The following is a 23,264-nucleotide window of genomic DNA, read 5'->3' on the forward strand; positions in this document are numbered from 1 at the left end:
AAAAACAAGGGTACCGAAGTTTTTCACTTAGTATCCGCTGCGAAGGCGAAGTTAGCGAGAGCGTGCCCGATTCCATGCCTATACTGCATTGGAGCGTTCCTCATCAATGAACACAGCCTGTTTCGAAGGATACCCCCAATTGCTTCCCCTCTTCTTGAAAAACCATGCCAGGGGCAGGAAGGGCAGCAGCAAAAGCAAGAAGAATCGTAGAATCCGAAAGGCGGTATCTTGAAAAAATTCTTCCGGCATAATATTAATCATACGGCTTAGAGCCGGGTCAAAGCTCCAGTTCCCTTGAGAGAAAAAGAGCAGATGAAACTGCGTAAAGGCTTGGTCAAAGTTCTGACTGGCATAGAGGAAGAAGAGCAGTAAGATTGCCAAGAAACCCGCCATGCAGTAGAGAAAACCTTTTCCCAGAATGGCAAGAGCCCTTCCGTGCTCTAAAATCACAAGGAGAAAGACGATGGCCAAGAGGGAGAGGAAGAACATCATGCGAAGGGTGAGGCTTAGGGTAAACAAAACCCGTACATCCGCCATGTGAGAGGCTTCGTCCTCCTGATAAAAGTTTTGCTCCACGCCATTTACCGAAACGGGGATAATGAGATTCTCCCGATCTCCCCGAAGGTAGCGAAGGGTCTCTCCCATAACCTTTTCCAAATCCGCTAAGGGGATGGACTCTCCCCGATTTTCCAGCAAAGCTTCTTGAACTTGGTATTTTTGAAATTCCTGTCTATAATAAGAAGGATTTCCGTAGCAGGCCAGCTCAAAGCCTGAGACGAAGAGGATAAAGACCAGAAAGAGGGAAAAAAGCAGGCAGGCGACAGGATAGAATATATGTTTTAAATAGGATTTCATGATTTCCTTTCTTTTGTTCTTTGGTGTAAAATGTTTGAGGCTAAAAATCTAATTTTCAAATATTTTCCATATTTTTTTAGTATAACACGAAGCGAGTAAGTAAAGGAGGGAAAAATGGCTAAGGACAATAAAACCAATGTATGCCGTCTTTTGGATAAGGCAAAAATTCCTTATGTAGAGCAGGAGTATCCGGTGGATGAGGAGGACTTGTCCGGGGCTCATGTGGCTTCCGTATTGGGCTTTCCCCCGGAAATTATTTATAAAACCCTGGTCTTAAAGGGGGATAAAACAGGCTACTTCGTGGCAGTGATTCCGGTGCTGGAGGAAGTGGATTTAAAGAAAGCGGCGAAGGTCTCCCAAAACAAGAAGGCGGAAATGATTCCCATGAAGGATCTTCAGCCTTTGACCGGATATATTCGGGGAGGCTGTAGCCCCATCGGCATGAAAAAGCATTTTCCCACCTACTTTCAGAAGCAGGGGGAGGAGCTGGAAAGAATCTATGTTTCCGCCGGTAAGAGAGGTCTGCAAATCGGCCTGTCTCCAAAGGATTTATGTGCCTTTGTGTCCGGAAGCTTTGAGGATTTGATTCGTGGAGGAGAAGAGTAAGATGAAGGTATCGATTTTGAATTTGGTTCCCCTGAGGCAGGGAGAAAGCTATAAAGAGGCCATGGATCGGATGGTGAATCTGGCGAAGAAGGCGGAGGAGCTGGGATATACCCGTTACTGGATTGCAGAGCATCATAATACCCATTCCGTAGCCAGCAGTGCTACCCAGCTTTTGATCCAGTATGCCTTAAGCAATACGGAAAAAATCAGAATCGGTTCCGGAGGGGTGATGCTGCCGAACCATAGCCCCTATCTGGTGGCGGAGCAGTACGGCACATTGGAAACCCTCTATCCGGGTAGGGTGGACTTGGGGCTTGGTCGTGCTCCGGGAACGGATTTGGAAACAGCCAGAGCCATCCGAAGAGGTGTGGGAAGAGAGTCGGATTTTGAGCGAGAGCTGATGGAGCTTTCGGAGTATTTCCGGGACACGGAGGTGGTGCATGCCTACCCGGCAGCAGGGCTTAACATTCCCCTGTATATTTTGGGTTCCAGTACCGACAGTGCTTATCTGGCGGCAAGGCTGGGACTTCCCTATTCCTTTGCGGCCCACTTCGCTCCGACCATGATGGAGACTGCCATTCGGATTTATCAGGAGAATTTCAAGCCTTCCGATGTTTTGGAAAAGCCCTATGTGATTTTGGGGGCAAATGCGATTCTGGCGGATACGAAGGAGGAGGCGGAGTCCTTGGCTACCACCCAGTGGCAGGCCTTTTTGAATATCATTACCAACCAGTCTAAGGGGCTACTCCCTCCGGTGCAGTCCATGGAAGAGGTTTGGAGGGATTATGTAGAGGCGGTAAGGGTTCCCCACTTCGGCCCGGTGGCATTTACCGAGGAGCTGATTCATCAGGAAAAGAGAATCGTGGAGCGGATGGGCGCCTTTTCCTTTATCGGCACCAAGGAAGAGGTGCAGGCGAAAATGCGGGAAGTGCAGGAGAGAGTGCATTTTGACGAGTTGATTGTCAATTCCTACATTTACGAAGAGAAGGCTCAGCACTACTCTTACCAGCTCTTAAAGGAGGCCCTGGAGGAGCTTTAAGAGATATTTTAGAAAGATTTTCTTTTACGGCATTGTTTTCGAAAAGGAAATACAGTAGTCTGATGGGAAAGAAGTCTTGCATAAAGAAGCATAGTACTTAATGCTTTTTGTGAAAAGACTTCATCACGAAAGAATAATAGGAGGAAAATACAATGGCTAAAGTAAAGTTTTTTTATGTAAATGGTTGTCCTTATTGCGCACAGGCAAGAAAGGCCAGAGAGGAATTGATTTCGGAGAATCCTGCCTACGGAAAGGTGGAGTTCGAGGAGATTGATGAGGGCTTACACCCTGAAATTGCAGAACACTATGATTACTGGGCAACTCCCGCTATGTTTGTGGCAGAGGAGAAGATTTATGAGTCCCATATCGGAGAGAAGTTTGAAGAAGCCAAGGAAAATGTAAAGAAGGTATTGGAGAAGGCTTTAGCAACAGCTTAATACAAAAATTAGCTTTCAAAATCCCGGAAGAAGGAATTTTGGAAGCTATTTTTCTTAGAGGGAAGGAAAGGCTATGGAAGGAATCAGAGAAGGGAATCAAATCAGGGGAAAGAACTTTCGTTTTACGGTGCTGACAGAAAGACTGCTGCGCCTGGAATACAGTGAAAAGGGCTGTTTTGTGGATGGGAAGAGCCAGATGGCGGTAAACCGCAGCTTTCCTCCCGCAGAATTCCATTGGGAAGAGGGGAAGCAGGGAGAAGGAATTCTTCGAACCAAATATCTTCGATTGATTTATAAGGGAGGAGCCTTCAGCAGTGAAAATCTTCGGATTTTCGTTAGCGGAGATGCGGGAAACACCTCCGCCCTTTGGCATTATGGGGATAAGATTGAGAGCTTAAAGGGTACGGCCAGAACTTTGGACGGCATAGACGGTGCCCTGCCACTTGGAGAAGGAATCGTTTCCCGGCAGCTTTTCTCCGTTTTGGATGACAGTAAAAGCATGCTTTATCATGAGGATAAGTTCTTTGTTCGAGAGGATCCTGAGGCAATCGACCTGTATTTCTTCGCCTATGGCACGGACTATAAGACGGCATTAAAGGACTTCTTCCATCTTAGCGGAGACGTTCCTCTGCTTCCCCGCTATACCTTGGGGAACTGGTGGAGCCGTTACTTTGTCTATTCCGAGGAAAGCTATCTGGAGCTGATGGACCGTTTTCGAGAGGAAAATATTCCCTTCCAGGTGGCGGTAATTGATATGGATTGGCATATCACCAAGGTGCCGGAGAAATACGGTACCGGATGGACCGGCTATAGCTGGAACAGGGAGCTTTTCCCTGACCCTCCCCGTTTCCTAAAGGCTTTGAAGGACAGAGGCATGGCCTGTACCTTAAATGTTCATCCTGCGGACGGCGTCCGGGCTTTTGAGGATTGCTACCCTGCCTTTGCGGAGTTTATGGGTGTGAATCAAAAGGAAGAAGAGCCGGTGCTTTTCGACCTTTTGGATGAGAAGTTTAGAGAAGGATATTTTCGCTTTGTGCATCACCCGATGGAAAAGGACGGAGTGGACTTTTGGTGGATTGACTGGCAGCAGGGAGAGAACTCCGGCATGAAGGGCTTGGACCCTCTTTGGATGCTGAATCATTATCATTATGAGGATAATAAGGGGGAAAATGGAGAGAAGCGCGGCTTAATTCTTTCCCGTTATGCCGGTCCCGGCTCCCACCGTTATCCCATCGGCTTCTCCGGAGATACGGTGATTTCCTGGGAAAGCTTGGATTTCCAGCCCTATTTTACCGCCACTGCCAGCAATATCGGTTACGGCTGGTGGAGTCATGACATCGGGGGACATATGTGGGGAGTGCGGGATGATTCCCTCTTTACCCGTTGGGTACAGCTTGGGGTATTTTCTCCCATCATGCGCTTGCACAGTACCAACAATGCCTTTAACGGAAAGGAGCCCTGGAAATACAGCAGAGATGCGGAGGCGGTTTCCAAGAATTTCCTTCGTTTGAGAAAGGCGCTTGTGCCTTATCTTTACACCATGAACTATCTTGCTCATGTGGAAAGACGTCCTTTGATTTTGCCGCTGTACTACGAGGAGAAGCCCTGGGACGGATTGTACGATTACAAAAATGAGTATTACTTCGGAACGGAGCTGCTTTGTGCCCCCATTACGGAAAAGGAGGATCCTGTCAGCGGCTTAGGAAAAGTGAAGGCATGGCTTCCGGAGGGACGCTGGGTAGATTTCTTTACCGGAGAAAAGCTTACGGGAGGAAGAGAACTGGAGCTGTACCGCAGTCTGGAAAGCATTCCGCTTCTTGCTAAAGAAGGTACTATTCTTCCTCTGGACGGCAGAGAAGAGGGCAATGCAGTGGATGCGCCGGAGCTTATGGAGCTTCATATCTTCTCCGGGGCAGACGGAAGCTTCTGTCTGGCGGAGGACGAGCATGAATATGCCGACTTCCGTAAAGAAGATTGGGCCTTTACCAGATTTTCCCTTCGACATGAAAGTAAGGGCGGTTCCGTGGAGGAGGTACTGCACATTTCCCCGGTGGAGGGAAATGAAAATGCCCTTCCCAAGGAGAGACTCTTCCTTCTGCACCTAAGAGGGGTTTCGTCTTTAGAAGGCTTAAGCCTGACCTACGGGGATTCGGAGCTTCCGGTAGAAGTAGGAGATTATCTGGAAGAGGAGGATGCTTTGCTCCTTTCCCTTCCTGCCTGGGACGGAAAAGAGGGCATTTGCCTTCGCTATCGCTATGACCGGGAAAAGAGAGAGGCGCAGGAGAATAAGCTCTTACAGGACAGAGCCTTTACGCTTCTACAGAATGCCCAGATTTCCTATGACGAAAAGACAAGAATTTATGCTTGCCTGGAGGAATTGGGAAAGAAGACCAGGGCGGAGATTTTGGGAGCGGTACACTCCCGCTGTACCTCGGAATCCCTACGAGGAGCCCTTGTGGAATTGCTTTCCGCAAGCGGAGTATAAGATTTAGGGGCTGTAAATTTTTACAGCTCCTTTTTTCTTGCTTAAAAATGCTGGCTTTCCGAAGATGAAGAAAAACAAAGCCGTTCCAGGGTAAAGAAAACTAAAGAGAAAGAATGTCGAAGATAAAGAAGCGGACTTGTTTGAAATATACAAAAATAACGAAGTATTTTGTGCAGAAGCACAAAATGAGGGAGCTTGTAAAAAAGCTCCAAACTTATAGAGTAATACTATAAATAGAAAGTGGAAGAAAAACCGGACTTTCCATGGGAAGCCAAGGGTAAGCAGGAAAAAATGGCGAGAAATCGATGTTTTCGTAGAGAATCAAGAAAAATACAGGGGGAAAAAGCCGGATAATTCCGGGGAAATCCCTTGGACAAATCTTGCTTTTCTATAAGAGAGACCGTATAATATGGAGAATAACAATTTTTTGTCAATCTAAAAAATATTTAGATTCCAAAGACAAGAGCCTTATTGATTGTTTTGATTTTTCACCAGTATTACCTGCATAGCCTGCGGTATTATGCGATAGAGATGAAAAGCCGGAAAGGAGTCTCCCATGAGAGAACTCAAAACCACAGAAGCAGTGGGAAAAACCCTCTGCCAGGATATTACCCAGATTATTAAGGGAGAGAAGAAGGGGCCCGTTTTTCGAAAGGGTCATGTGATTCGGGAGGAGGATGTTCCCGTGCTTCTTTCTGTGGGCAAGGACCACATTTACATCTGGGAAGAGGGGGAGGACATCCTTCATGAGAATGATGCGGCAGCGATTCTCTATGAAATGGGACGGAGTGAAAATATGCACCCCTCCGAGGTGAAGGAAGGGAAAATCGAGTTTATTGCCGACTGCGACGGGATGCTGAAGATTCAATCGGAGAAGCTTTTTGCTCTTAACTCCTTCGGGCAAATGATGATGGCCACCAAGAAGAATCACAGCTTCATCAAAAAGGGAGAGGCCTTTGCAGGTACCAGAATCATCCCTCTTTCCATAGAGCGGGAGAAGATGGAAGAAGTGAAGAAGATTGCGCCGGAGGGTGGCATTTTACAGCTTCTTCCCTTTGAAAAGAAAAAGGTGGGATTAATCAGCACCGGAAATGAAGTTTTTTACAAAAGAATCCAAGATACTTTTACCCCGGTGGTACGGGAGAAGCTTTCTCCCTATCCGGTGGAAATTATCGGTCATGTGACCTGCCCGGATGATGTGGAGCAGGAGAAAGCGGCGATTCAGGATTTCCTGAAACAGGGAGCGGATTTGGTTATCTGTATGGGAGGAATGTCCGTAGATCCGGATGACCGTACCCCCTTGGCAATTCGCCTGTCCACGGAAGAGGTGGTAAGCTACGGGGCGCCGGTTCTGCCCGGTTCCATGTTTATGCTGGCCTATGCCAAGGGAAAGGTGCCGGTTTTGGGACTTCCCGGCAGTATTATGTTTTGCCCCACCACGGTTTTTGACCTGGTATTACCGAGAATCATGGCAGGGGACATTGTGAAGAAGGAAGAAATTGACGCCCTGGGAGAGGGCGGTTTGCTATAAGACAGTTTGTCTATAAAACGAATTATCTATAAGAGGTTTCGCGATAGGACATTTCGCGATAGGACGTTTAGCAATAAGACGTTTTGCCAGGAAAGAAGGTTAGGCAGATGGAGAAAGCAAGAAAAGAAATCATCAGGGAGATTGCCGGGCTGAATTCTCAGGAGGAAAATGTGCTGTTTCACTCCTTGGTGGAAGACAGCTTGGGAGAGTTGGCCTTGTTTTCTGCCGGAAAATGCCTAAGTCACAGTCCTAAATTCCCTTTCTTTACCTCAGAAAAGGACAGGGAGGAATGTTTTTGGGCCAATCGTAAGGCGGGGATTTTTTCTTTGGGAGAGGGAAAATTCTTTGCGGAAACTCTGGCTTCAGAGAAAAAACTGGTAATCTGCGGGGCTGGACATGTGGCTATTGCCACCATTCGTCTTGGAAAAATGCTGGGATTTTCCGTAACCTGTATTGAGGATAGACCGCTGTTTGCCAAGGAAGCGGAAAAGGCAGGAGCAGACAGGGTGATTTGTGAGGACTTTGCCAAGGCTTTGGACGGCTTGGAAGGAGACCGGGACAGCTACTTTGTGATTCTGACCAGAGGCCATGTGCATGATCAGATTTGCCTTCGAAGAATTCTGGAAAAGCCCAAGGCCTATATGGGTATGATGGGCTCCAGAAGAAGAGTGGCTATGATTAAGAAGAATCTTTTGGAAGAGGGATTTTCTCAGGAGCTTCTGGATTCTCTTCATAGTCCCATCGGTTTGAAAATCGGAGCGGAAAGTCCGGAGGAAATTGCTCTTTCCATTATGGCAGAGATTGTAGGGGTGAAGAGTGCCGGCAAAAATACCATCGGCTACAGCGAGGAGATTCTGGATGCGGTGGAAAAGGAAGAGAAGCTGGTACTGGCCACCATTATCGAAAGAAAGGGCTCCGCTCCCCGTTCGGTAGGCACGAAGATGTCCATTAATCCCCTGGGAGAGATTACCGGCACCATAGGAGGAGGCTGTGCAGAGGCGGAGGTGATTCAGAAGAGCCGGGAGCTTTTTCTGGAAAATGCCCCGGAAGGCCTGCTGTATCACGTGGATTTGACGGATGATGCTGCCGCGGAAGAGGGAATGGTTTGCGGCGGAATCCTGGAGATTCTTTTGGAGAGATATTAGAGTATCGGAATTGATTGTAAGAGTCGATATTCATAGAGAACAGTAGCTGTGTTGCTATCCATTAAGTCAATTTATGAAATGCAATAAAGAAAGATTTAAGCTGTCAGGAGAGTAGAGGATGGAGGATAAGTTCCAAAGAAAAATCAATTATATGCGAATGTCCATTACGGACCGCTGTAATTTGCATTGCCAATATTGTATGCCCAATGGGCTGGAGAATCCTCTTCCCATGGAGCGTTTGCTGACTTATGAGGAGCTTTTGCAGGTGGCAAAGGCCGCAGTAGCCTGCGGCATTACCCGCTTTAAGGTTACCGGAGGAGAACCTCTGGTGCGAAGAGGAGCTGTGGATTTTATGGCTTCTTTAAAGGCTCTTCCCGGGGTGGAGCAGGTAACGATTACCACCAACGGATTGCTGCTTTCCGATGCATTGCCAAGATTTCAGGAAATGGGATTGGACGGGATCAACATTAGCTTGGATACCTTGATTCCGGAGCGTTTTTATGAGATTACCGGTTTTGACGCCTTGGACAAGGTGCTGAATGCTATCAAGGAGGCAGTTGCCTGCGGAATTCCTGTGAAGCTGAACACCGTTTTACAAAAGGGAGTAAATGAGGATGAAATCTTTGCCCTATTGGCGCTTTGCAAGAAATATCCTCTGGACCTTCGATTTATCGAAATGATGCCCATTGGCTACGGAAAAGAGCAAAACGGCATCGGCAATGACTTTTTACTGGAGAAGCTGAAGAAGATTTATTCGGGGATCACAAAGGACATTTCTACCCATGGAAATGGTCCGGCAAAGTATTATAAGATTCCCGGCTTTCAGGGTTCAGTGGGATTTATTTCCGCCATACATGGAAAGTTTTGCTCCCATTGCAACCGCATTCGTCTGACCTCTACAGGAAAGATTAAGCCCTGTCTGTGCTTCGGAAACAGTATAGATGTCCGGGAATGTCTGCGAAATCCGGCATTTTCGGAAGAACAAAGGGATGAAATTTTATTGGAAAAAATTCAGGAAAGTATTTGGGCAAAACCGGAAAGCCATTGCTTTGAAAAGCTTTCCGAGGTAACGGAAAAGCGGGAAATGGGAAGAATCGGTGGATAGAATAGAGGATATTATGGGAAAAGTATTAGCCATTTGCTTGAGCGAGCAAAAGGGAACAGAAAAATCAGAGGTAGAGGAAGCTCTCCTGGTAGAGGACTTCGGCCTTCAGGGGGATGCCCATGCCGGAAAATGGCATAGACAAGTGAGCCTTTTAGCCTTTGAGAAAATAGATGATTTTCGAAAAAAGGGAGCCCAGGTGGACTTTGGGGCCTTCGGAGAAAATCTGGTGATAGAGGGATTCGACCTGTCCAAGTATCCGGTGGGCAGTGAAATTCATATAGGAGACTGTGTTTTAGAGCTTAGCCAAATCGGAAAGGCCTGTCACAGCCACTGCGCAATCTTTCATCGTATGGGAGACTGTATTATGCCAAGAGAAGGCATTTTCTCCGTGGTGAAAAAGGGAGGAAAAATCCGGGTGGGGGATCCGGTGGAAATTCTCCCCGGGAAAAAGGACAGACCCTTTACTGCGGCAGTGATTACCCTGTCGGACAGAGCTTCTCAGGGAGTATATGAGGATCAGTCCGGTCCGGTGATTGCGGAGTTTTTGAAAAATCAGGGAATGATTGTGGAGGAGCAGCTTCTCCTTCCCGACGGAAGACCGGAGCTGGAGAAGGAAATCAAGAGACTGGCGGATCAGCGGCAGATTTCTTTGATTCTGACCACCGGGGGCACCGGATTTTCCGAAAGGGACTGTACTCCGGAAGCTACCAAGGCGGTATGTGAAAGAGAAGTACCGGGGATTCCGGAAGCTTTACGCGCTTATAGCCTGTCCATCACCAAGAAGGCTATGTTCAGTCGTCAGACTGCAGGCATTCGGAAGAAATCTCTGGTGATTAATCTTCCCGGCAGTCCCAAGGCCTGCAAGGAGAATCTGGACTACCTTTTCCCGGATTTATTCCACGGTTTGGGAATCCTTCGGGGAACGGATACGGATTAAGTACGCTACTTTTCCTGAAATTTTCTGAGAGTGGGTATAGATTAGGCCTGTTGCTTTCTTGAAGTTCTCTGAGAATGGATATAGATGAAGCTCACTACTTTTCCTAAAGCCTCCGGAGGAAGAACGAAGAGGTTGGGGAGAGAAAACATAAAAAAGGAGAAAAGTATGAAGAAAAAAGTATTATTTGCTTTAGCCCTTGCAGCAACATTGGCTATGACAGCCTGTGGAGGAGCAAAGAAGACTGAAACTACCGCTGCGGCAACAACAGAGAAGGCCTCTGAGAAGGCTAGTGAAAGCGCTTCCGAAAATGCTACCGAGGCTGCAAAAGAGGATGGGGAGAAGACCGAAGTACAGGTTTTCGTAGCAGCTTCTTTAAAGAATGTGATGGAAGACCTGGGGCAGCAGTACGAGAAGGAGCATCCCGAGGTGAAGCTGGTATTTAACGCGGATTCCTCCGGAAAGCTTTTAAGCCAGATTCAGGAAGGCTATGCCTGCGACATTTTCTTCTCCGCTGCACAGAAGCAGATGGATACTTTGGAGGGAGAAGGAAACCTTGTAGAGGGAAGCAGAAAAAATGTAGTCAACAACCAGCTTTGCGTAGTTACTTTAAAGGACAGCGGAACCAAGGTTACCGGTTTAGAGAATTTGAAGGATGCGAAGTCCATCGCCTTGGCAGACGGTACCGTTCCTGTAGGAAAGTACACAAGACAGGCTCTTGTTGCTTTAAAAATTCTTCCCGAGACGGAGGATGTCTCCAAGATTAGTACTCAGGAAGTATCTGAAGCTTTAGGCGGTGTAGAAATTTCTGAGCAGTCCAACGTTTCCAAGGTTTTGGCGGCAGTGGTAGAGGGATCCTCCGAAGTAGGAACCACCTATTATTCCGATACCTACGGTTATGAGGACAAGCTTCAGATTCTGGAGAAGGTGCCTTACGATTTGACCGGAAATGTCATCTATCCTATTGCGCAGATTAAGAACGAAGAAGCAAGTCAGGAAGAGCAGGATGCGGCAAAGGATTTCATTGCTTATGTAACTTCCGACAATGCAAAGACCACCTTCCAGAAGTATTATTTCGATACTGACGTAAAATAATGATGAATGAATTATTAGCAGGACTCCGGTCGTTAGACTGGAGTCCCTTATGGATATCCCTAAAGACAGCCTGTATCACCACGGTGATTTGCTTCTTTCTGGGGATTTTTTTAGCCCAAAAGGTAGGAAAATGGAAGGAGCCCTGGCAATCCATCGTTGACAGCGCTCTGACCCTTCCCATGGTCTTGCCCCCTACGGTGGCAGGCTATTTTTTGCTTTTGCTTTTCAGCAAAAGAAGACCTGTGGGCATTTTTTTGTTTTCTCATTTCGGCATTAAAGTGGTTCAGTCCTTTTTGGGCTGTGTTCTTGCGGCAACGGTAATTTCTTTGCCTTTAATGTATAGGAATGCCAAAGCGAGCTTTGCCTTGGTTCCGAAGGATTTGGTGCAGGCGGGAAGAACCTTGGGACTGTCGGAAACGAAGATTTTCTGGAAGATTATTCTGCCCCTTTCCGGTCCGGGAATCCTATCGGGCGCGGTGTTAAGCTTTGCCAGAGCTCTGGGAGAGTATGGCGCCACATCCATGCTGGCGGGAAACATCCCCGGAAAAACCGCCACCATTTCCCAAAGAATTGCCCTTGTGATGCAGGACCAGGACTATGTGACTGCGGGAGTATGGGTAGGGGTGGTGATGCTGATTTCGTTGTTTTGCATGACGGCGTTACAGCTTCTAAGCAAAAGCCGAAAATAGAAAGTTTTGAAAGGAGTTGTAATGGAGAACGCAGAACAATCGTCTTTTTGTAAGCTGTCCTTGCAGCTTCCTTTGGATAGCTTTCTTTTGGATATTCATTTTTCTTCTAATAAAAAGCGGATTGGAATTTTGGGGGCTTCGGGTTCGGGTAAGAGTATGTGCTTAAAGAGCATTGCTGGGATTGTGACGCCCAAGCAGGGAGAGATTCTGCTGGGGGATTCTTGCCTTTTTTCTTCTTCGAAAAAAATCAATCTGCCACCTCAAAAGAGAAGAATCGGTTATCTTTTCCAGTCCTATGCCCTTTTTCCCCATTTGACGGTGTGGGAAAATATTGCCATTGCTATGCAGGGTAAGGCGAATAAAGAGAGCTGGTCGGAGCGGATTTTCGCTTTGCTTCGGAAAATGGAGCTTTCGGGACTGGAAAAGCGTTTTCCCGGGGAGCTTTCCGGAGGGCAGCAGCAAAGGGTTGCCTTAGCCCGCATCTTTGCCAATGAGCCGAAAATGATTCTTCTGGATGAGCCTTTTTCCGCCTTGGACTTGTATTTACGGGATAAGATGCAGGAAGAGCTGATGCTGCACTTGGAGGAGTTTCCGGGGCAGGCCATCATGGTTTCTCACTCCCGGGATGAGATTTACCGCTTTGCAGAGGAAGTGATTATGCTGCAAGAGGGGAAGGTGATTGGACAGGGTGAGACCAAGGAAGTTTTTCGACAGCCGAAGAACCGACAGGCGGCGATTTTGACCGGCTGTAAAAATATCGCAAAGGCGAAAAAGCTGGGAGAGCATAGCATTTTCATAGAGGACTGGGGGCTGGAGCTTACGATGGAGCGGGAAATTCCGGATAAGCTTTCCGCCATCGGCTATCGTGCCCATGATTTTGTTCCGCTTTGTTCCGGAGAAGAGGAGAATGCTGTGCCGGTGAAGCTGCTTTCCAAGGCGGAGCTTCCCTTTGAGCAAAACTTTTATTTTCAGCCGGAAAAGGGTGAGGGCGAAATTTGCTTTTTGGTGCAAAGAGACGGTCCCTATGGTAAAATGCAGGAGATTCCCAAGGCTTTACAGCTTCGGGAAGAGAAGCTGCTCCTTTTGACGGAGGAGAATTAAAATACAGGATGTTTAGCATTTTATCGGAAGAAAATTAAAATACAGGATGTTTAGCATTTTACCGGAGGAGAGTTAAAATATAGGATATTTAGCATTTGCCGGAGTGAAATTAGAAGCATAAATCTTGGAGATTGGGAGAGCTATGGGAGAGTTTAGTCATTTTGATGATCAGGGAAATGCCAGAATGGTGGATGTTTCCGGAAAGGCGGATACAGAAAGAACCGCAGTGGCCAGAGGAAGCATTTTCCTCAGTAAAGAAGCCATGGAGGCGGTACTGGGAAGAAAGGTCAAAAAGGGAGATGTGTTCACCGTGGCCCAGGTAGCCGGGATTATGGGGGCTAAAAAATGCTCGGAACTGATTCCCCTTTGCCATATTTTGCCTTTGCAGTCTGCCAAGATTTCCTTTCAGGTTTCGGAGGAAGAGGGAAGGATTACGGTGGAGTGCCTTTGTAAAACCGCCGGAAAAACAGGGGTGGAAATGGAGGCTCTTACCGGTGTTTCCGTAACCCTTCTAACCATTTACGACATGTGCAAGGCCATTGACAAAAGGATGCACATGGAGGGGATTCACCTTGTAGAAAAGCAGGGAGGAAAGAGCGGTGCCTTCTATTACGAAGAGGAGAAGAAATGATTTATCTGGATCATGCAGCTACCACAGCAGTATCAAAGAGTGTCAGGGAAGCTATGCTTCCCTATTTTTCTGAGGATTATGGAAATCCGTCCTCTCTCTATCTTTTTGCTCAGAAGGCGAAAAAGGCGGTGGAGGACAGCAGGAGAAGCATTGCCGGTCTTTTGGGGGTAAATCCAAGGGAAGTTTACTTTACCTCCGGCGGGACAGAGGCGGATAATTGGGCGATTCTTTCAGCGTTTTACTCCGCCATGGGGAAAAAGAGCAGTCTATCCGGCTCCGAAGCAGAGCAAAAGAGCAGTCTATCCGGCTCAGAAGTAGCAGGTTTCGAATTAGCAGGTCAAAAGCAAAGACAGCCCCATATTATCTGTTCCGCCATAGAGCATCATGCTATTTTGGAAAGCTGCAAATTTGCGGAAAGTCTGGGGGCAAGAGTCAGCCGGATTCCGGTGGACAGTGAGGGATTTTTGGACTTGGAGGCTTTGGAGCAGGCGATTACAGAGGATACGGTTTTGATTTCCGTGATGGCGGCCAACAATGAAATGGGAACGATTCAGGATTTGCGGGCTATCGGAGAAATTGCGAAAAAGCATGGGGTGCTTTTTCATACGGATGCGGTGCAGGCTTTCGGGCAGATTCCACTGTTTTTAGAGGAAATGGGGATAGACCTGCTTTCCGCCAGTGCCCACAAGCTTCATGGACCCAAGGGCGTTGGACTTTTGGTGATTCGAAAGGGCGTTCGTCTTCCGGCCTTCCTTCATGGGGGAGCCCAGGAGCGGGGCTTTCGTGCCGGTACGGAAAATGTTCCCGGTATCGTAGGCTTTGCCAAGGCGGCAGAGGAGGCCTTTGCCGGCATGTCGGAAAGAGAGAAAAGAAAACGGGAGCTTCAGAAGCTGTTCTTCAGAAGACTTTTGGAAGAGGTGCCCGGAATCAAGATTACAGGGGTGAATCCGTTGGAAGCTTCCGGGGAAAAAAGACTTTCCGGCAATGTGCACATTTGCATAGAGGGAATAGAGGCGGAGAGTCTCTTGCTGCTTTTGGATCAAAAGGGGATTTGCGCCAGCGCCGGTTCCGCCTGTGCCAGCGGTTCCGTGGAGCCAAGCCATGTGTTGCTGGCCTTGGGAAAAAGCCATGTGGAGGCCTATTCCGGACTGCGTTTAAGCTTTGAAGAGGACTTAAAGGAAGAGGAGCTGGAGTTTACCGTGAAGGCGATTCGAGAAGGGGTAGAGCGCTTAAGGAAGGAATAAATTTCATATCCGTATACGGATATTATCCGAATGTGGAGTATAGGAGAAGAAGCTAAGCCATTGTAAAATAGGCAGAGATAGGCTTCTTCTTTTTTTACTTAGGAGGTTCCTTATGCTTGGGAAGGTGAAAAGACATAAAATCAGTAGAGAAGAAAAAAGAGCAATTCTTGCAGAGTTTACTTTAATGGATGATATCTTTATGAGGGTGGTTTTGCAGGATGTAAAATGCACGGAATATATCCTGAAAGTTCTTATGGAGAAAAAAATCAAAGTAAAAGAACAGCATTTACAAATGGACTTAAAGAATTTGCAGGGTCGGTCTCTTCTTTTAGACTGTCTATGCGAAGATGAAGATGGAAAACTCTATAATATTGAAATGCAGAACGATCTGGAAGGGGCCAGTCCCAAAAGAGCAAGGTATCATGCCAGTCTTTTAGATATGCATAGTTTAGATGCCGGAGAAAAGTTCACACAATTACCGGAAAGCTATGTTATATTTATCGTGAAGAAAGATATACTGAATTTACAGAAACAGATTTATTATGTGGACAGAAGGATTAGGGATTCGGAAGAATACTTTTCAGATGGTTCACACATCATTTACTTAAATACTGAGATTACGGAAGAAAATGCTTTTGGGGATTTGGTAAGGGACTTTCAAAGGAAAAATCCGCAAGAAATGCATTCGTCGGTTTTGGCAAGAAGAGTGAAGGAGTTAAAGGAATCTTCCATGGAGAGAAAAGGAGGGCCGGAGATGAATATGGCACTGGAAAAACTATTAGCAGTAGGACGGGAAGAAGGAAGAGAGGAAGGAGAAAGCAGAGCAGCTCAATTAATGGGGCTTCTTGCGGAACAGGGCAGGCTGGAAGATATTAAAAAAGCTTCTTTGGATCAGGAGTTTCGGAAACAACTACTCAGGGAGCTGAAACTCTAAGGGCTAAAGTAAGAGGCTTTCGGATTCTAAATATATTTGAAAAAAGAAAAAAAAAATTATTGACAACAGATTTACATGTGATAATATATTCATATGTAAATCTGTTGTTGCTTTTTTGAGTGGTTTTTATAGCCTGCCATTCATTATGCAAGAGAAGAGGGACTTTACAAAAATTTTTACCATAAGGTTCGTAAAGTCCGTAATCTCAGAAAGGAGAGGAATGAGTCAAGTGATTGCCTTGGAACATCAAAGAGCAGATAGTCATGCAACGATTTCCGAGGATAGCTTATGTGATTTAGCGGAAGTGTTTAAGGTCTTTGGAGATTCCACCAGAATCAAGATTCTCTACGATTTGTTTGAAGGAGAGAAAAATGTTACGGAGATTTGTCAGGACTTGGAAATGAATCAGTCCGCCATTTCTCATCAGTTAAAGATTCTTCGTACCGCCCGCTTGGTTAGCGGAAAAAGAGTGGGGAAAAGCATTCTCTACTCCTTGGCGGATGAGCATGTCAAGACCATCATTGCCATGGGCATTGAGCATATCGAAGAATAAAAGAAGTGATGAGAAATCAATGAGAAATCAATGAGAAATCATAAGAACAGAAACTATTTACTATAGGAAACAATAAAAATCAATATAGAAAAGAGGAGAAAAAATGAAGAAGAAGTTTGAATGTGAAATTGATTGTGCAAATTGTGCGGCTAAGATACAGGAAGCTATCGGAAAGATTCCGGGAGTACAGTCTGTAAAGCTAAACTTCATGATGCAGAAGTTTACCTTGGAGGCGGAGGATGATCGCTTTGAGGAGATTTTGCAGGAAGCCATCCGTATAGGAAAGACCATTGAGCCGGACTTCACCGTGAAGGGCGTGTAGGAGAATAAAGTCCAAAGCTTGCAGTACTATGAGTAGAGTATTGAAGCGGATTATCAGAGTAAGTACCGGAAAAGCAATAGTTTAGAGTAAAGTATAGAGTAGAAAAAATATAGTAAAGGGGAAATACCATGTCAGAGAAACTTATTCGGGAAAGAAACAAGCTTCTTCTTTCCGTCATCTTATTCTTAATCTTATTGATTGTGGAAAAGACGGGGATTCTTCCCTTCCTTCCGGAGCATTCTCTTTGGTATCTTCCGCTTTATCTTATTCCTTATTTTCTCAGCGGTCTTTCCGTGGTAAAGGAATGCTTTCTGGGAATCAAAAACAGGCGTCCCTTTGATGAAGCCTTATTGATGACTGTGGCCACCTTAGGCGCCTTCCTTTCCGGAGAATTTGCGGAAGCGGTGGCGGTAATGGTCTTCTATCAGATGGGAGAGCTTTTCCAAAGCTATGCGGTAGGAAAAAGCAGAAAGTCCATTAAGGAGCTGATGGATATTGTACCGGAGCTGGCCCACATTGAAAGGGAAGACGGCACCGTAGATACCGTGGATCCGGATGAGGTAGAAGTAGGGGATATGCTTTTGGTAAAGCCGGGAGAAAGAGTGCCGGTGGACGGCATTGTCCGTCAAGGAGAAAGCATGGTAAATACGGCAGCCCTTACCGGAGAGTCCGTCCCCAGAGAGGTATTCCCCGGAGAAAAGATTATTTCCGGCTGTATCAATGGAGAGGGCATGCTTCGTGTAGAGGCTTTGAAGGCCTTTGAGGATTCCACTGTTTCCAAGATTTTGGAGCTGGTGGAGGAGGCCTCCGAGAAGAAATCCAAGGCGGAGAACTTTATCACAAAGTTTGCCCGGATTTATACCCCGATCGTAGTATATTCGGCATTGGCATTGGCTATACTGCCAAGCCTTGGCCTGTTCTTGGGAACAAAAATAGGCCTGGTGTCTCCGGAGTTTTTCGCAGCCCATCCTCCCCTTATCTGGTTATATCGTGCCTGTACCTTTTTAGTAGTGTCTTGTCCCTGCGCCTTGGTGATTTCCGTGCCCCTGTCCTTCTTCGGAGGAATCGGTGCGGCTTCCCGAGAGGGTGTACTGGTAAAGGGCTCCAACTATCTGGAGCTGGTATCCAAATTAAAGGTTGTAGTGTCCGATAAAACAGGAACCCTAACCAAGGGGAATTTCGCCGTGCAGGAGATTGAGCCTTGGGAGGGAATTTCCAAGGATGAGCTTCTTCGCACTGCCGCTATGGCGGAAAATGGTTCCACCCACCCCATCGGGCTTTCCATTCTCAGCGCCTACAAAAAATGGATGGAAGATTCTTCGAAGGCTAATGCTTCTCCGGAAGATGTCGTAGTAGAAAATGATCCGATGAAGCATTCTTCCGGAAAGGAAAGCAACAGTCTTCCTTTCCCGGAAAATACGGAAAATCGCAGCGGTGCAGGCTTGATTTCCATTGTGGAAGGGTGCAAAATTTTAGTGGGAAAGGCCAAGCTTTTAGAGGAAGAAGGCATTTCCGTACCACAGCAGGATGAGGGAGCTGCCACCATTTGCCTGGTAGCAAAGGACGGTCAGTATCTTGGAAGAATTTTGATTGCGGATGAGGTGAAGGAAAGCAGTAAGGAAGCAGTTTCGAAAATGAAGCAGCAGGGCATTGAAAGTGTGGTTATGCTTACCGGAGACAGTACTCCTGTAGCGGAGGCGGTAGGCCGGGAGCTTTGTTTGGACAGCGTTTACGGAGAGCTGCTTCCCGCCCAGAAGGTGGAGAAGGTGGAGGAAATCCTTAGCTCTTTAAGCGGAGAAGGAGAGAAGCGTAGCGGTTATCTTGCCTTTATCGGAGACGGTATCAATGATGCACCGGTGCTTTCCCGGGCGGATGTGGGCATTGCCATGGGGGCTATGGGGTCGGACGCTGCCATTGAAGCAGCGGATGTGGTGATTATGGATGATGACCTAAGCCGAATTCCCACTCTCATTGCCATTGGAAAGAAGACCATGAGGATTGCGATGCAGAATATCGTTTTTGCCCTTGCGGTAAAGTTCCTGGTGCTCATCTTAAGTGCCGTAGGACTTGCCAATATGTGGGCAGCAGTATTCGGAGATGTGGGGGTTACTGTCATTTGCATCATCAATGCTATGCGACTGATTCAAAACCCGAAATCTATCTAAAAGAGAAGGAGAATTCCTGAGAAAATGGAGAAGAAGCTGGATTTTTTTTATATCGGTGAGTCCTATGGGGGAAACCAGGATTGGTGTTTTGACCATATGATGCAGCTGGGGGGCTGTGGCGCTATTACCGCCTGCGACAGTTCGATTTATCTTGCCCTGCACCATGGAAAAAAATCTTTATATTCCGGGAATTTGGAAAAATTAGATCAGGACGAGTACCTTTATTTTACCGAAGAAATGAAGAAATACCTGCATCCCCGTTGGTCCGGCATCGATAAACCGGAATTATACGTGGAAGGCTATCAGAATTTCCTGAAGGAGCATCAGGAGGAAAACCTGATGATGACCATTGTTCCCGGAGCGGAAAATGTTGCCAAAGCGAAAGAATGTATTGTGGAGCAGATTGGTAAGAACCTTCCTGTCCCCATTCTGATTTTGAATCATCAGAATCCGGATATGGATGATTATATCTGGCACTGGTTTTTGCTGATAGGCTACTGTTATCAGGGAGATGACCCCTTGGCGGAGGGAAATGATTTTCAGGTGCAGACCGTTACCTACTCGGAAGCGGCTTGGGTTTCCCTGGAGGCGCTTTGGGAAACAGGCTATAAGACCAAAGGCGGTTTGATAAAGTACCATTTACTATAAAACAAATGGGGCTGGAAAAATAGAGAAAGCCTTCCTTTCAGTATAGGGTTAAAATTCGGGCACGCTCCCGCTAACTTCGCCTACGTATATGAGTTAACCGTAGCTGATATTTTTCAAAAATTGGCTTTGATACTGGATTATGTGCATCAATATAAATCGCCCTACTTCCTTGATTTACAAGGCTGTAGGGCGGTTCATTTTTTTTGGAAGTGAATGGAAAATATAGTAAAGCAAATCTTCCTGTCAGGAAGAGCTTACTGTTTTATATTCGCTTCTTTTTATTCTTTTATAGCATCGATAATTCACCCAAAGCGATGAAGTTCTTCATTTCCTCCGTAATCCACTTATCTTTGTGGTAGAAGAGCTGGCGATACATCTGCATCTCAAAGTCCTGCACCTTCAGAAGCCGTAGGCTTCCGTCGTTCAGACTTTCCTCCACGGCGTATCTGGGGAGGAAGGAAAGTGCCTGGTTTTCTTTAATCAGCTCGATAATCACATCCGGATTTCTGGTTTCAAAGAAGGGGCGTATACCCAAATGTCGGGAGGCCAATTCCTGCTCCAATGCATAACGGTAATTGGAATCCTTCTCCGTGAGGAAGAAGGGCTGGTTTAAAAGCTCAGCCAAAAGATATTCTTCCTTTTCCGGAAGTTTGGCGTCTTTGGAAGCCACAAAAACTACAGCCTCCGGTTCTTCTAAAGTCTTCTCCCAGTTTTGTCCGTAAACCTTCTGGTCGATGTAATAGGCCAAATCAATCTGGTTATGATCCAGCATCTCGTTCAGCTCCTTCGGTGTTCCGGAGCGGATTTCCAAAGCCACGGTAGGGTAGTGTTTATAGAAATAACTGACTACCTTCGGCAGTTTAAAACTGAGCAGGGATTCCAAGGTGCCGATACGCAACCTATGATCCTTTACTACGGCATTTCCCAACATCGCATGGACATCATCCACTTTTCGAAGGATTTCATTGGCATACATCAGAAACTTCCTTCCGGGAGGGGTTAATTCCACGTGCCTTCCCACCCGGTCAAAAAAGCGGGTGTTGAATTCCAGCTCCAGTTGGCGAATCTGAATGGTTACTGCCGCCTGGGTGTAGCCCAGGGCTTCTGCCGCCTTGGAAAAGCTTTGTAATTCAACGATTTTTATAAAAGAATGCAGCTGTCTTATTTCCATGGTGTCTATCCTCCAAGCATTATCTTCTCAGTATATAACCAATATTCAATTTTTTGTTGAAAACGACCTATAAAATTTATTTCCGTTTCTTGCAAAATATCTTATAATAAAAAATTTTCCTATTGACTTATGTTTATTTTATCACAAAAGGAAGAAGGGGGAAAGGAACGCTTTTCTGAAGATTCTGAAAATTCTACGCATTTTCAAGGTTTATTCTATCACTGTATTTCAAGAAGAGAGGAAACAAAGCCGAAAACCTGCCGGAAACAAGAAGGAAAATAAGTAGGAAAATAAGTAGGGATAGAATAGTCTTCCTACAGAATGTACGGGAAAATAATTTTGACATAGTCAGAGTCGGAGAGTATGATAGGGAACGGCGTAAATGTACGAAGAAAATTGAATAGACTGAGATTCCCTGAGAATAGCTACAAAGGAGGCTAATGTGGAGAAAATCAAAAATATCGGAGAAGAAGCTATTTACGATGCCAGAGTCTTGGGAAAAGGAAGGTTTGTGGTCTTGGGATTACAACATCTTTTTGCCATGTTCGGAGCAACGGTGCTGGTACCCTTGCTGACCGGCTTATCCATTTCCACCACCCTGCTTTTTGCAGGACTGGGTACACTGTTGTTTCACTTCCTTTCAAAGAATAAGGTGCCCGCGTTCCTAGGCTCTTCCTTCGCCTTTCTGGCGGGGTATATGAGTATAGCACCCAACAAGGAGCCGGAGCTTCTGCTCTACGCCTGCTTCGGAGTAGCCTGCGCAGGACTGATGTATCTGGTGCTGGCCTTCCTCTTTCAGGCCTTTGGCGCCAACCGGGTTATGCGATATTTTCCGCCGGTGGTTACGGGACCGATTATCATCGCCATCGGATTAAACCTGTCCAAGTCTGCGGTGGAAAACTGCTCCACCAACTGGGGACTGGCGCTCCTGGCCATCTGCGTAGTCATCTTTTGCAACATTTTCGGAAAAGGCATGGTAAAAATCATTCCTATTCTCTTGGGCGTTCTGGTGTCCTACAGCTTTGCGGCGGTTTTAGGCCTTGTGCCCTTTGAAAGCATTAAAGAAGCGCCGATTTTCGGCTTTCCGATAGAATATCACAGAACGGTTTTCTCTCTCTTCACCGAGGGTAAGCTGGATCCGGCACTGCTTCTCAGCAGCAGCCTAACCATTATCCCCATTTCCTTTGCAACCATGATGGAGCATATCGGCGATATCTCTGCCATCTCCTCTACAGTAGGCATTAACTATCTGGAGGATCCGGGCTTACACAGAACCCTTTTGGGAGACGGTTTGGCCACAACACTTGCTTCCCTTTTCGGCGCTCCTGCCAATACAACCTACGGAGAAAATACCGGTGTGCTGAGTCTTACTAAGGTTTATGATCCCAGAGTCATTCGTCTGGCGGCCTGCTTTGCGGTACTCCTTAGCTTCTGCCCGAAGTTCTCCGCGGTGATTGAGGCAATGCCTCAGGCCATTATCGGCGGAATCTCCCTGGTGCTTTACGGCATGATTTCCGCAGTGGGTGTTCGAAATGTGGTGGAAACCAAGGTGGACTTCTCCAAGAGTAGAAATATCATTGTGGCGGCTATGATTCTGGTATTGTCCATCGGAATCAACTACTCCTCCGAGGGCGCCCTGCATTTTCAGCTCTTCGGGATTCAGATTGCCTTCTCCGGCATTGCCACAGGCTCTTTAGTAGGAATTTTGTTAAATGCCATCCTGCCGGATAAGGACTATGAATTCGCAGAGAATAAGCCAAACGACACCGGCGTGGATTTACAGATATCACAGGGTAAAAGCTTACTGTTTGAGATTGCGACAAAATACGGTGACAAGGAAAAGAAGGACTAAAGACTAAAAAGGACTGTGAAAAAATCAAAATGATAAAGAAATTTTCGGCAATATAGGTCTGAATACGGGGTAGTCTGAGCCCGATATTTGCGAAATCCGGTGAATTGAAGAACTGTAAAAATCAATAAATGAAGCGAATAATGCAGTATAGGTCTGTAAGAGGGGTAATCTGAGCCCGCCGGTACTTACTGAAAGCGAGCAAAGCGAAGCTTGAAGTTAGTACCGCTGCGAAGGCGAGGTTAGCGAGAGCGTGCCCCGATTACAGACCTATACTGCATTAGAGCGCATCTTTATAAAGTTTTTCGATACATAGAATTAAGCTAGCGAGAGCATGCTCCGTTTCAGGCCTATATTGCTTAGAAAGTTATTTTGATTTTTTTACAGTCCCTTTTTGTATTTATGCTAATCTTAAAAACATATCAAATTATTTTTCCTTTTTTACAAGTTCCAAATACCGATACATACTGGCGGGGGAGCAGCACAGCCTGCTCCCTACAGTTTTAACAGAACCCTTCATGGAGAAGATGCCTTTTTGATAAAGCTGTCGTATGATATCAAGCTTTTCGGAATGACTCAGTTTACTGAAGGGAAGGGACTTGTTTATTCTATGTAATATTTCATCTATTGTATTGGAAATATTTTCCGAAAAGATTGTCTGTTCATCATTTCCCTTTATTTCTATGGAAATATTTTTGGATACATAATGATCCGGGTGGCATAGA

The 23,264-nt window shown here is 46.3% G+C and carries 22 protein-coding genes; 19 read left to right on the forward strand and 3 right to left on the reverse strand.

What is annotated here, in order from left to right:
* Positions 1-78 precede the first annotated feature (78 nt).
* Positions 79-855 carry a DUF1461 domain-containing protein gene (locus tag ACO4PX_RS01800; protein ID WP_485571124.1) on the reverse strand — a complete coding sequence of 259 codons (777 nt, stop codon included), beginning with the start codon at positions 853-855 and terminating at the stop codon, positions 79-81.
* A gap of 114 nt (positions 856-969) precedes the next feature.
* Here ACO4PX_RS01800 and ybaK point away from each other — a divergent pair, with 114 nt between their 5' ends.
* The 18 genes from ybaK to ACO4PX_RS01890 all read left to right on the forward strand — a co-directional run bounded on the left by ybaK (position 970) and on the right by ACO4PX_RS01890 (position 19,519).
* Positions 970-1,461, forward strand: a complete 492-nt coding sequence (gene ybaK / locus ACO4PX_RS01805) for a Cys-tRNA(Pro) deacylase (RefSeq protein ID WP_308579298.1) — start codon at positions 970-972, stop codon at positions 1,459-1,461.
* A gap of 1 nt (position 1,462) precedes the next feature.
* Entirely contained in the window at positions 1,463-2,500 is a 1,038-nt protein-coding gene (locus ACO4PX_RS01810; RefSeq protein WP_485571125.1) for an LLM class flavin-dependent oxidoreductase, read from the forward strand.
* A 152-nt stretch (positions 2,501-2,652) separates the two neighbouring features.
* On the forward strand, positions 2,653-2,937 hold the full coding sequence (locus ACO4PX_RS01815) for a glutaredoxin family protein (RefSeq protein WP_304071600.1): 285 nt from the start codon (positions 2,653-2,655) through the stop codon (positions 2,935-2,937).
* A 73-nt stretch (positions 2,938-3,010) separates the two neighbouring features.
* Positions 3,011-5,422, forward strand: a complete 2,412-nt coding sequence (locus ACO4PX_RS01820) for a glycoside hydrolase family 31 protein (protein ID WP_485571126.1) — start codon at positions 3,011-3,013, stop codon at positions 5,420-5,422.
* A gap of 556 nt (positions 5,423-5,978) precedes the next feature.
* On the forward strand, positions 5,979-6,953 hold the full coding sequence (locus ACO4PX_RS01825) for a molybdopterin-binding protein (protein ID WP_485571127.1): 975 nt from the start codon (positions 5,979-5,981) through the stop codon (positions 6,951-6,953).
* A 107-nt stretch (positions 6,954-7,060) separates the two neighbouring features.
* Positions 7,061-8,098 (forward strand): XdhC family protein, encoded by a 1,038-nt coding sequence (locus tag ACO4PX_RS01830; protein WP_485571129.1) that lies wholly within the window; start codon positions 7,061-7,063, stop codon positions 8,096-8,098.
* 118 nt (positions 8,099-8,216) lie between these two features.
* A complete protein-coding gene (gene moaA, locus ACO4PX_RS01835; protein WP_485571131.1) occupies positions 8,217-9,203 on the forward strand; it encodes a GTP 3',8-cyclase MoaA in 987 nt (328 codons plus the stop codon).
* A gap of 13 nt (positions 9,204-9,216) precedes the next feature.
* On the forward strand, positions 9,217-10,140 hold the full coding sequence (locus ACO4PX_RS01840; protein ID WP_485550470.1) for a molybdenum cofactor synthesis domain-containing protein: 924 nt from the start codon (positions 9,217-9,219) through the stop codon (positions 10,138-10,140).
* A gap of 165 nt (positions 10,141-10,305) precedes the next feature.
* Positions 10,306-11,232, forward strand: coding sequence for a molybdate ABC transporter substrate-binding protein (gene modA / locus ACO4PX_RS01845; protein ID WP_040649201.1), 927 nt, complete (start codon positions 10,306-10,308; stop codon positions 11,230-11,232).
* A 2-nt stretch (positions 11,233-11,234) separates the two neighbouring features.
* Positions 11,235-11,921, forward strand: coding sequence for a molybdate ABC transporter permease subunit (modB, locus tag ACO4PX_RS01850; protein ID WP_315271955.1), 687 nt, complete (start codon positions 11,235-11,237; stop codon positions 11,919-11,921).
* Positions 11,922-11,942: 21 nt separating this feature from the next.
* Positions 11,943-13,022, forward strand: a complete 1,080-nt coding sequence (locus ACO4PX_RS01855) for a sulfate/molybdate ABC transporter ATP-binding protein (RefSeq protein ID WP_308579290.1) — start codon at positions 11,943-11,945, stop codon at positions 13,020-13,022.
* 142 nt (positions 13,023-13,164) lie between these two features.
* The gene (gene moaC / locus ACO4PX_RS01860; RefSeq protein ID WP_314833267.1) at positions 13,165-13,653 is read left to right on the forward strand and encodes a cyclic pyranopterin monophosphate synthase MoaC; all 489 of its coding nucleotides are present in this window, start codon (positions 13,165-13,167) and stop codon (positions 13,651-13,653) included.
* Entirely contained in the window at positions 13,650-14,897 is a 1,248-nt protein-coding gene (locus tag ACO4PX_RS01865) for a cysteine desulfurase family protein (protein ID WP_485571132.1), read from the forward strand. The genes moaC and ACO4PX_RS01865 overlap by 4 nt, the downstream gene beginning before the upstream one ends.
* 112 nt (positions 14,898-15,009) lie before the next feature.
* Entirely contained in the window at positions 15,010-15,831 is an 822-nt protein-coding gene (locus tag ACO4PX_RS01870; protein ID WP_315271952.1) for a PD-(D/E)XK nuclease family transposase, read from the forward strand.
* A 220-nt stretch (positions 15,832-16,051) separates the two neighbouring features.
* Positions 16,052-16,384, forward strand: a complete 333-nt coding sequence (locus ACO4PX_RS01875) for an ArsR/SmtB family transcription factor (protein ID WP_304072585.1) — start codon at positions 16,052-16,054, stop codon at positions 16,382-16,384.
* A gap of 103 nt (positions 16,385-16,487) precedes the next feature.
* Positions 16,488-16,706, forward strand: coding sequence for a cation transporter (locus tag ACO4PX_RS01880; RefSeq protein WP_304072586.1), 219 nt, complete (start codon positions 16,488-16,490; stop codon positions 16,704-16,706).
* Positions 16,707-16,834: 128 nt separating this feature from the next.
* Complete coding sequence (locus tag ACO4PX_RS01885) at positions 16,835-18,871, forward strand: heavy metal translocating P-type ATPase (protein ID WP_485571133.1); 2,037 nt, start codon at positions 16,835-16,837, stop codon at positions 18,869-18,871.
* 24 nt (positions 18,872-18,895) lie between these two features.
* Entirely contained in the window at positions 18,896-19,519 is a 624-nt protein-coding gene (locus ACO4PX_RS01890; protein WP_485571134.1) for a hypothetical protein, read from the forward strand.
* Between the two features lie 286 nt (positions 19,520-19,805).
* Here ACO4PX_RS01890 and ACO4PX_RS01895 read toward each other — a convergent pair whose 3' ends face one another.
* On the reverse strand, positions 19,806-20,690 hold the full coding sequence (locus ACO4PX_RS01895; RefSeq protein ID WP_448973737.1) for a LysR family transcriptional regulator: 885 nt from the start codon (positions 20,688-20,690) through the stop codon (positions 19,806-19,808).
* A gap of 442 nt (positions 20,691-21,132) precedes the next feature.
* Here ACO4PX_RS01895 and ACO4PX_RS01900 point away from each other — a divergent pair, with 442 nt between their 5' ends.
* Entirely contained in the window at positions 21,133-22,542 is a 1,410-nt protein-coding gene (locus ACO4PX_RS01900; protein ID WP_485571135.1) for a uracil-xanthine permease family protein, read from the forward strand.
* Between the two features lie 424 nt (positions 22,543-22,966).
* On the opposite strand, the gene ACO4PX_RS01905 is transcribed toward ACO4PX_RS01900, so the two are convergent.
* A partial coding sequence (locus tag ACO4PX_RS01905; protein WP_485571136.1) for a helix-turn-helix domain-containing protein occupies positions 22,967-23,264 on the reverse strand: 298 nt, incomplete at its 5' end.

The sequence above is a fragment of the Oribacterium sp. genome, from assembly GCF_057249185.1.

Bases quoted from the DNA above. Each gene is read 5' to 3' on its own strand.
- ACO4PX_RS01855 (WP_308579290.1), top strand. From the start codon at position 11,943: ATGGAGAACGCAGAACAATCGTCTTTTTGTAAGCTGTCCTTGCAGCTT.
- ACO4PX_RS01870 (WP_315271952.1), top strand. From the start codon at position 15,010: ATGCTTGGGAAGGTGAAAAGACATAAAATCAGTAGAGAAGAAAAAAGA.
- modB (WP_315271955.1), top strand. From the start codon at position 11,235: ATGAATGAATTATTAGCAGGACTCCGGTCGTTAGACTGGAGTCCCTTA.
- moaC (WP_314833267.1), top strand. From the start codon at position 13,165: ATGGGAGAGTTTAGTCATTTTGATGATCAGGGAAATGCCAGAATGGTG.
- ACO4PX_RS01800 (WP_485571124.1), bottom strand. From the start codon at position 855: ATGAAATCCTATTTAAAACATATATTCTATCCTGTCGCCTGCCTGCTT.
- ACO4PX_RS01890 (WP_485571134.1), top strand. From the start codon at position 18,896: ATGGAGAAGAAGCTGGATTTTTTTTATATCGGTGAGTCCTATGGGGGA.
- ybaK (WP_308579298.1), top strand. From the start codon at position 970: ATGGCTAAGGACAATAAAACCAATGTATGCCGTCTTTTGGATAAGGCA.
- ACO4PX_RS01820 (WP_485571126.1), top strand. From the start codon at position 3,011: ATGGAAGGAATCAGAGAAGGGAATCAAATCAGGGGAAAGAACTTTCGT.
- ACO4PX_RS01830 (WP_485571129.1), top strand. From the start codon at position 7,061: ATGGAGAAAGCAAGAAAAGAAATCATCAGGGAGATTGCCGGGCTGAAT.
- ACO4PX_RS01840 (WP_485550470.1), top strand. From the start codon at position 9,217: ATGGGAAAAGTATTAGCCATTTGCTTGAGCGAGCAAAAGGGAACAGAA.
- ACO4PX_RS01815 (WP_304071600.1), top strand. From the start codon at position 2,653: ATGGCTAAAGTAAAGTTTTTTTATGTAAATGGTTGTCCTTATTGCGCA.
- ACO4PX_RS01880 (WP_304072586.1), top strand. From the start codon at position 16,488: ATGAAGAAGAAGTTTGAATGTGAAATTGATTGTGCAAATTGTGCGGCT.
- moaA (WP_485571131.1), top strand. From the start codon at position 8,217: ATGGAGGATAAGTTCCAAAGAAAAATCAATTATATGCGAATGTCCATT.
- ACO4PX_RS01865 (WP_485571132.1), top strand. From the start codon at position 13,650: ATGATTTATCTGGATCATGCAGCTACCACAGCAGTATCAAAGAGTGTC.
- ACO4PX_RS01895 (WP_448973737.1), bottom strand. From the start codon at position 20,690: ATGGAAATAAGACAGCTGCATTCTTTTATAAAAATCGTTGAATTACAA.
- ACO4PX_RS01825 (WP_485571127.1), top strand. From the start codon at position 5,979: ATGAGAGAACTCAAAACCACAGAAGCAGTGGGAAAAACCCTCTGCCAG.
- ACO4PX_RS01875 (WP_304072585.1), top strand. From the start codon at position 16,052: ATGAGTCAAGTGATTGCCTTGGAACATCAAAGAGCAGATAGTCATGCA.
- ACO4PX_RS01810 (WP_485571125.1), top strand. From the start codon at position 1,463: ATGAAGGTATCGATTTTGAATTTGGTTCCCCTGAGGCAGGGAGAAAGC.
- modA (WP_040649201.1), top strand. From the start codon at position 10,306: ATGAAGAAAAAAGTATTATTTGCTTTAGCCCTTGCAGCAACATTGGCT.
- ACO4PX_RS01885 (WP_485571133.1), top strand. From the start codon at position 16,835: ATGTCAGAGAAACTTATTCGGGAAAGAAACAAGCTTCTTCTTTCCGTC.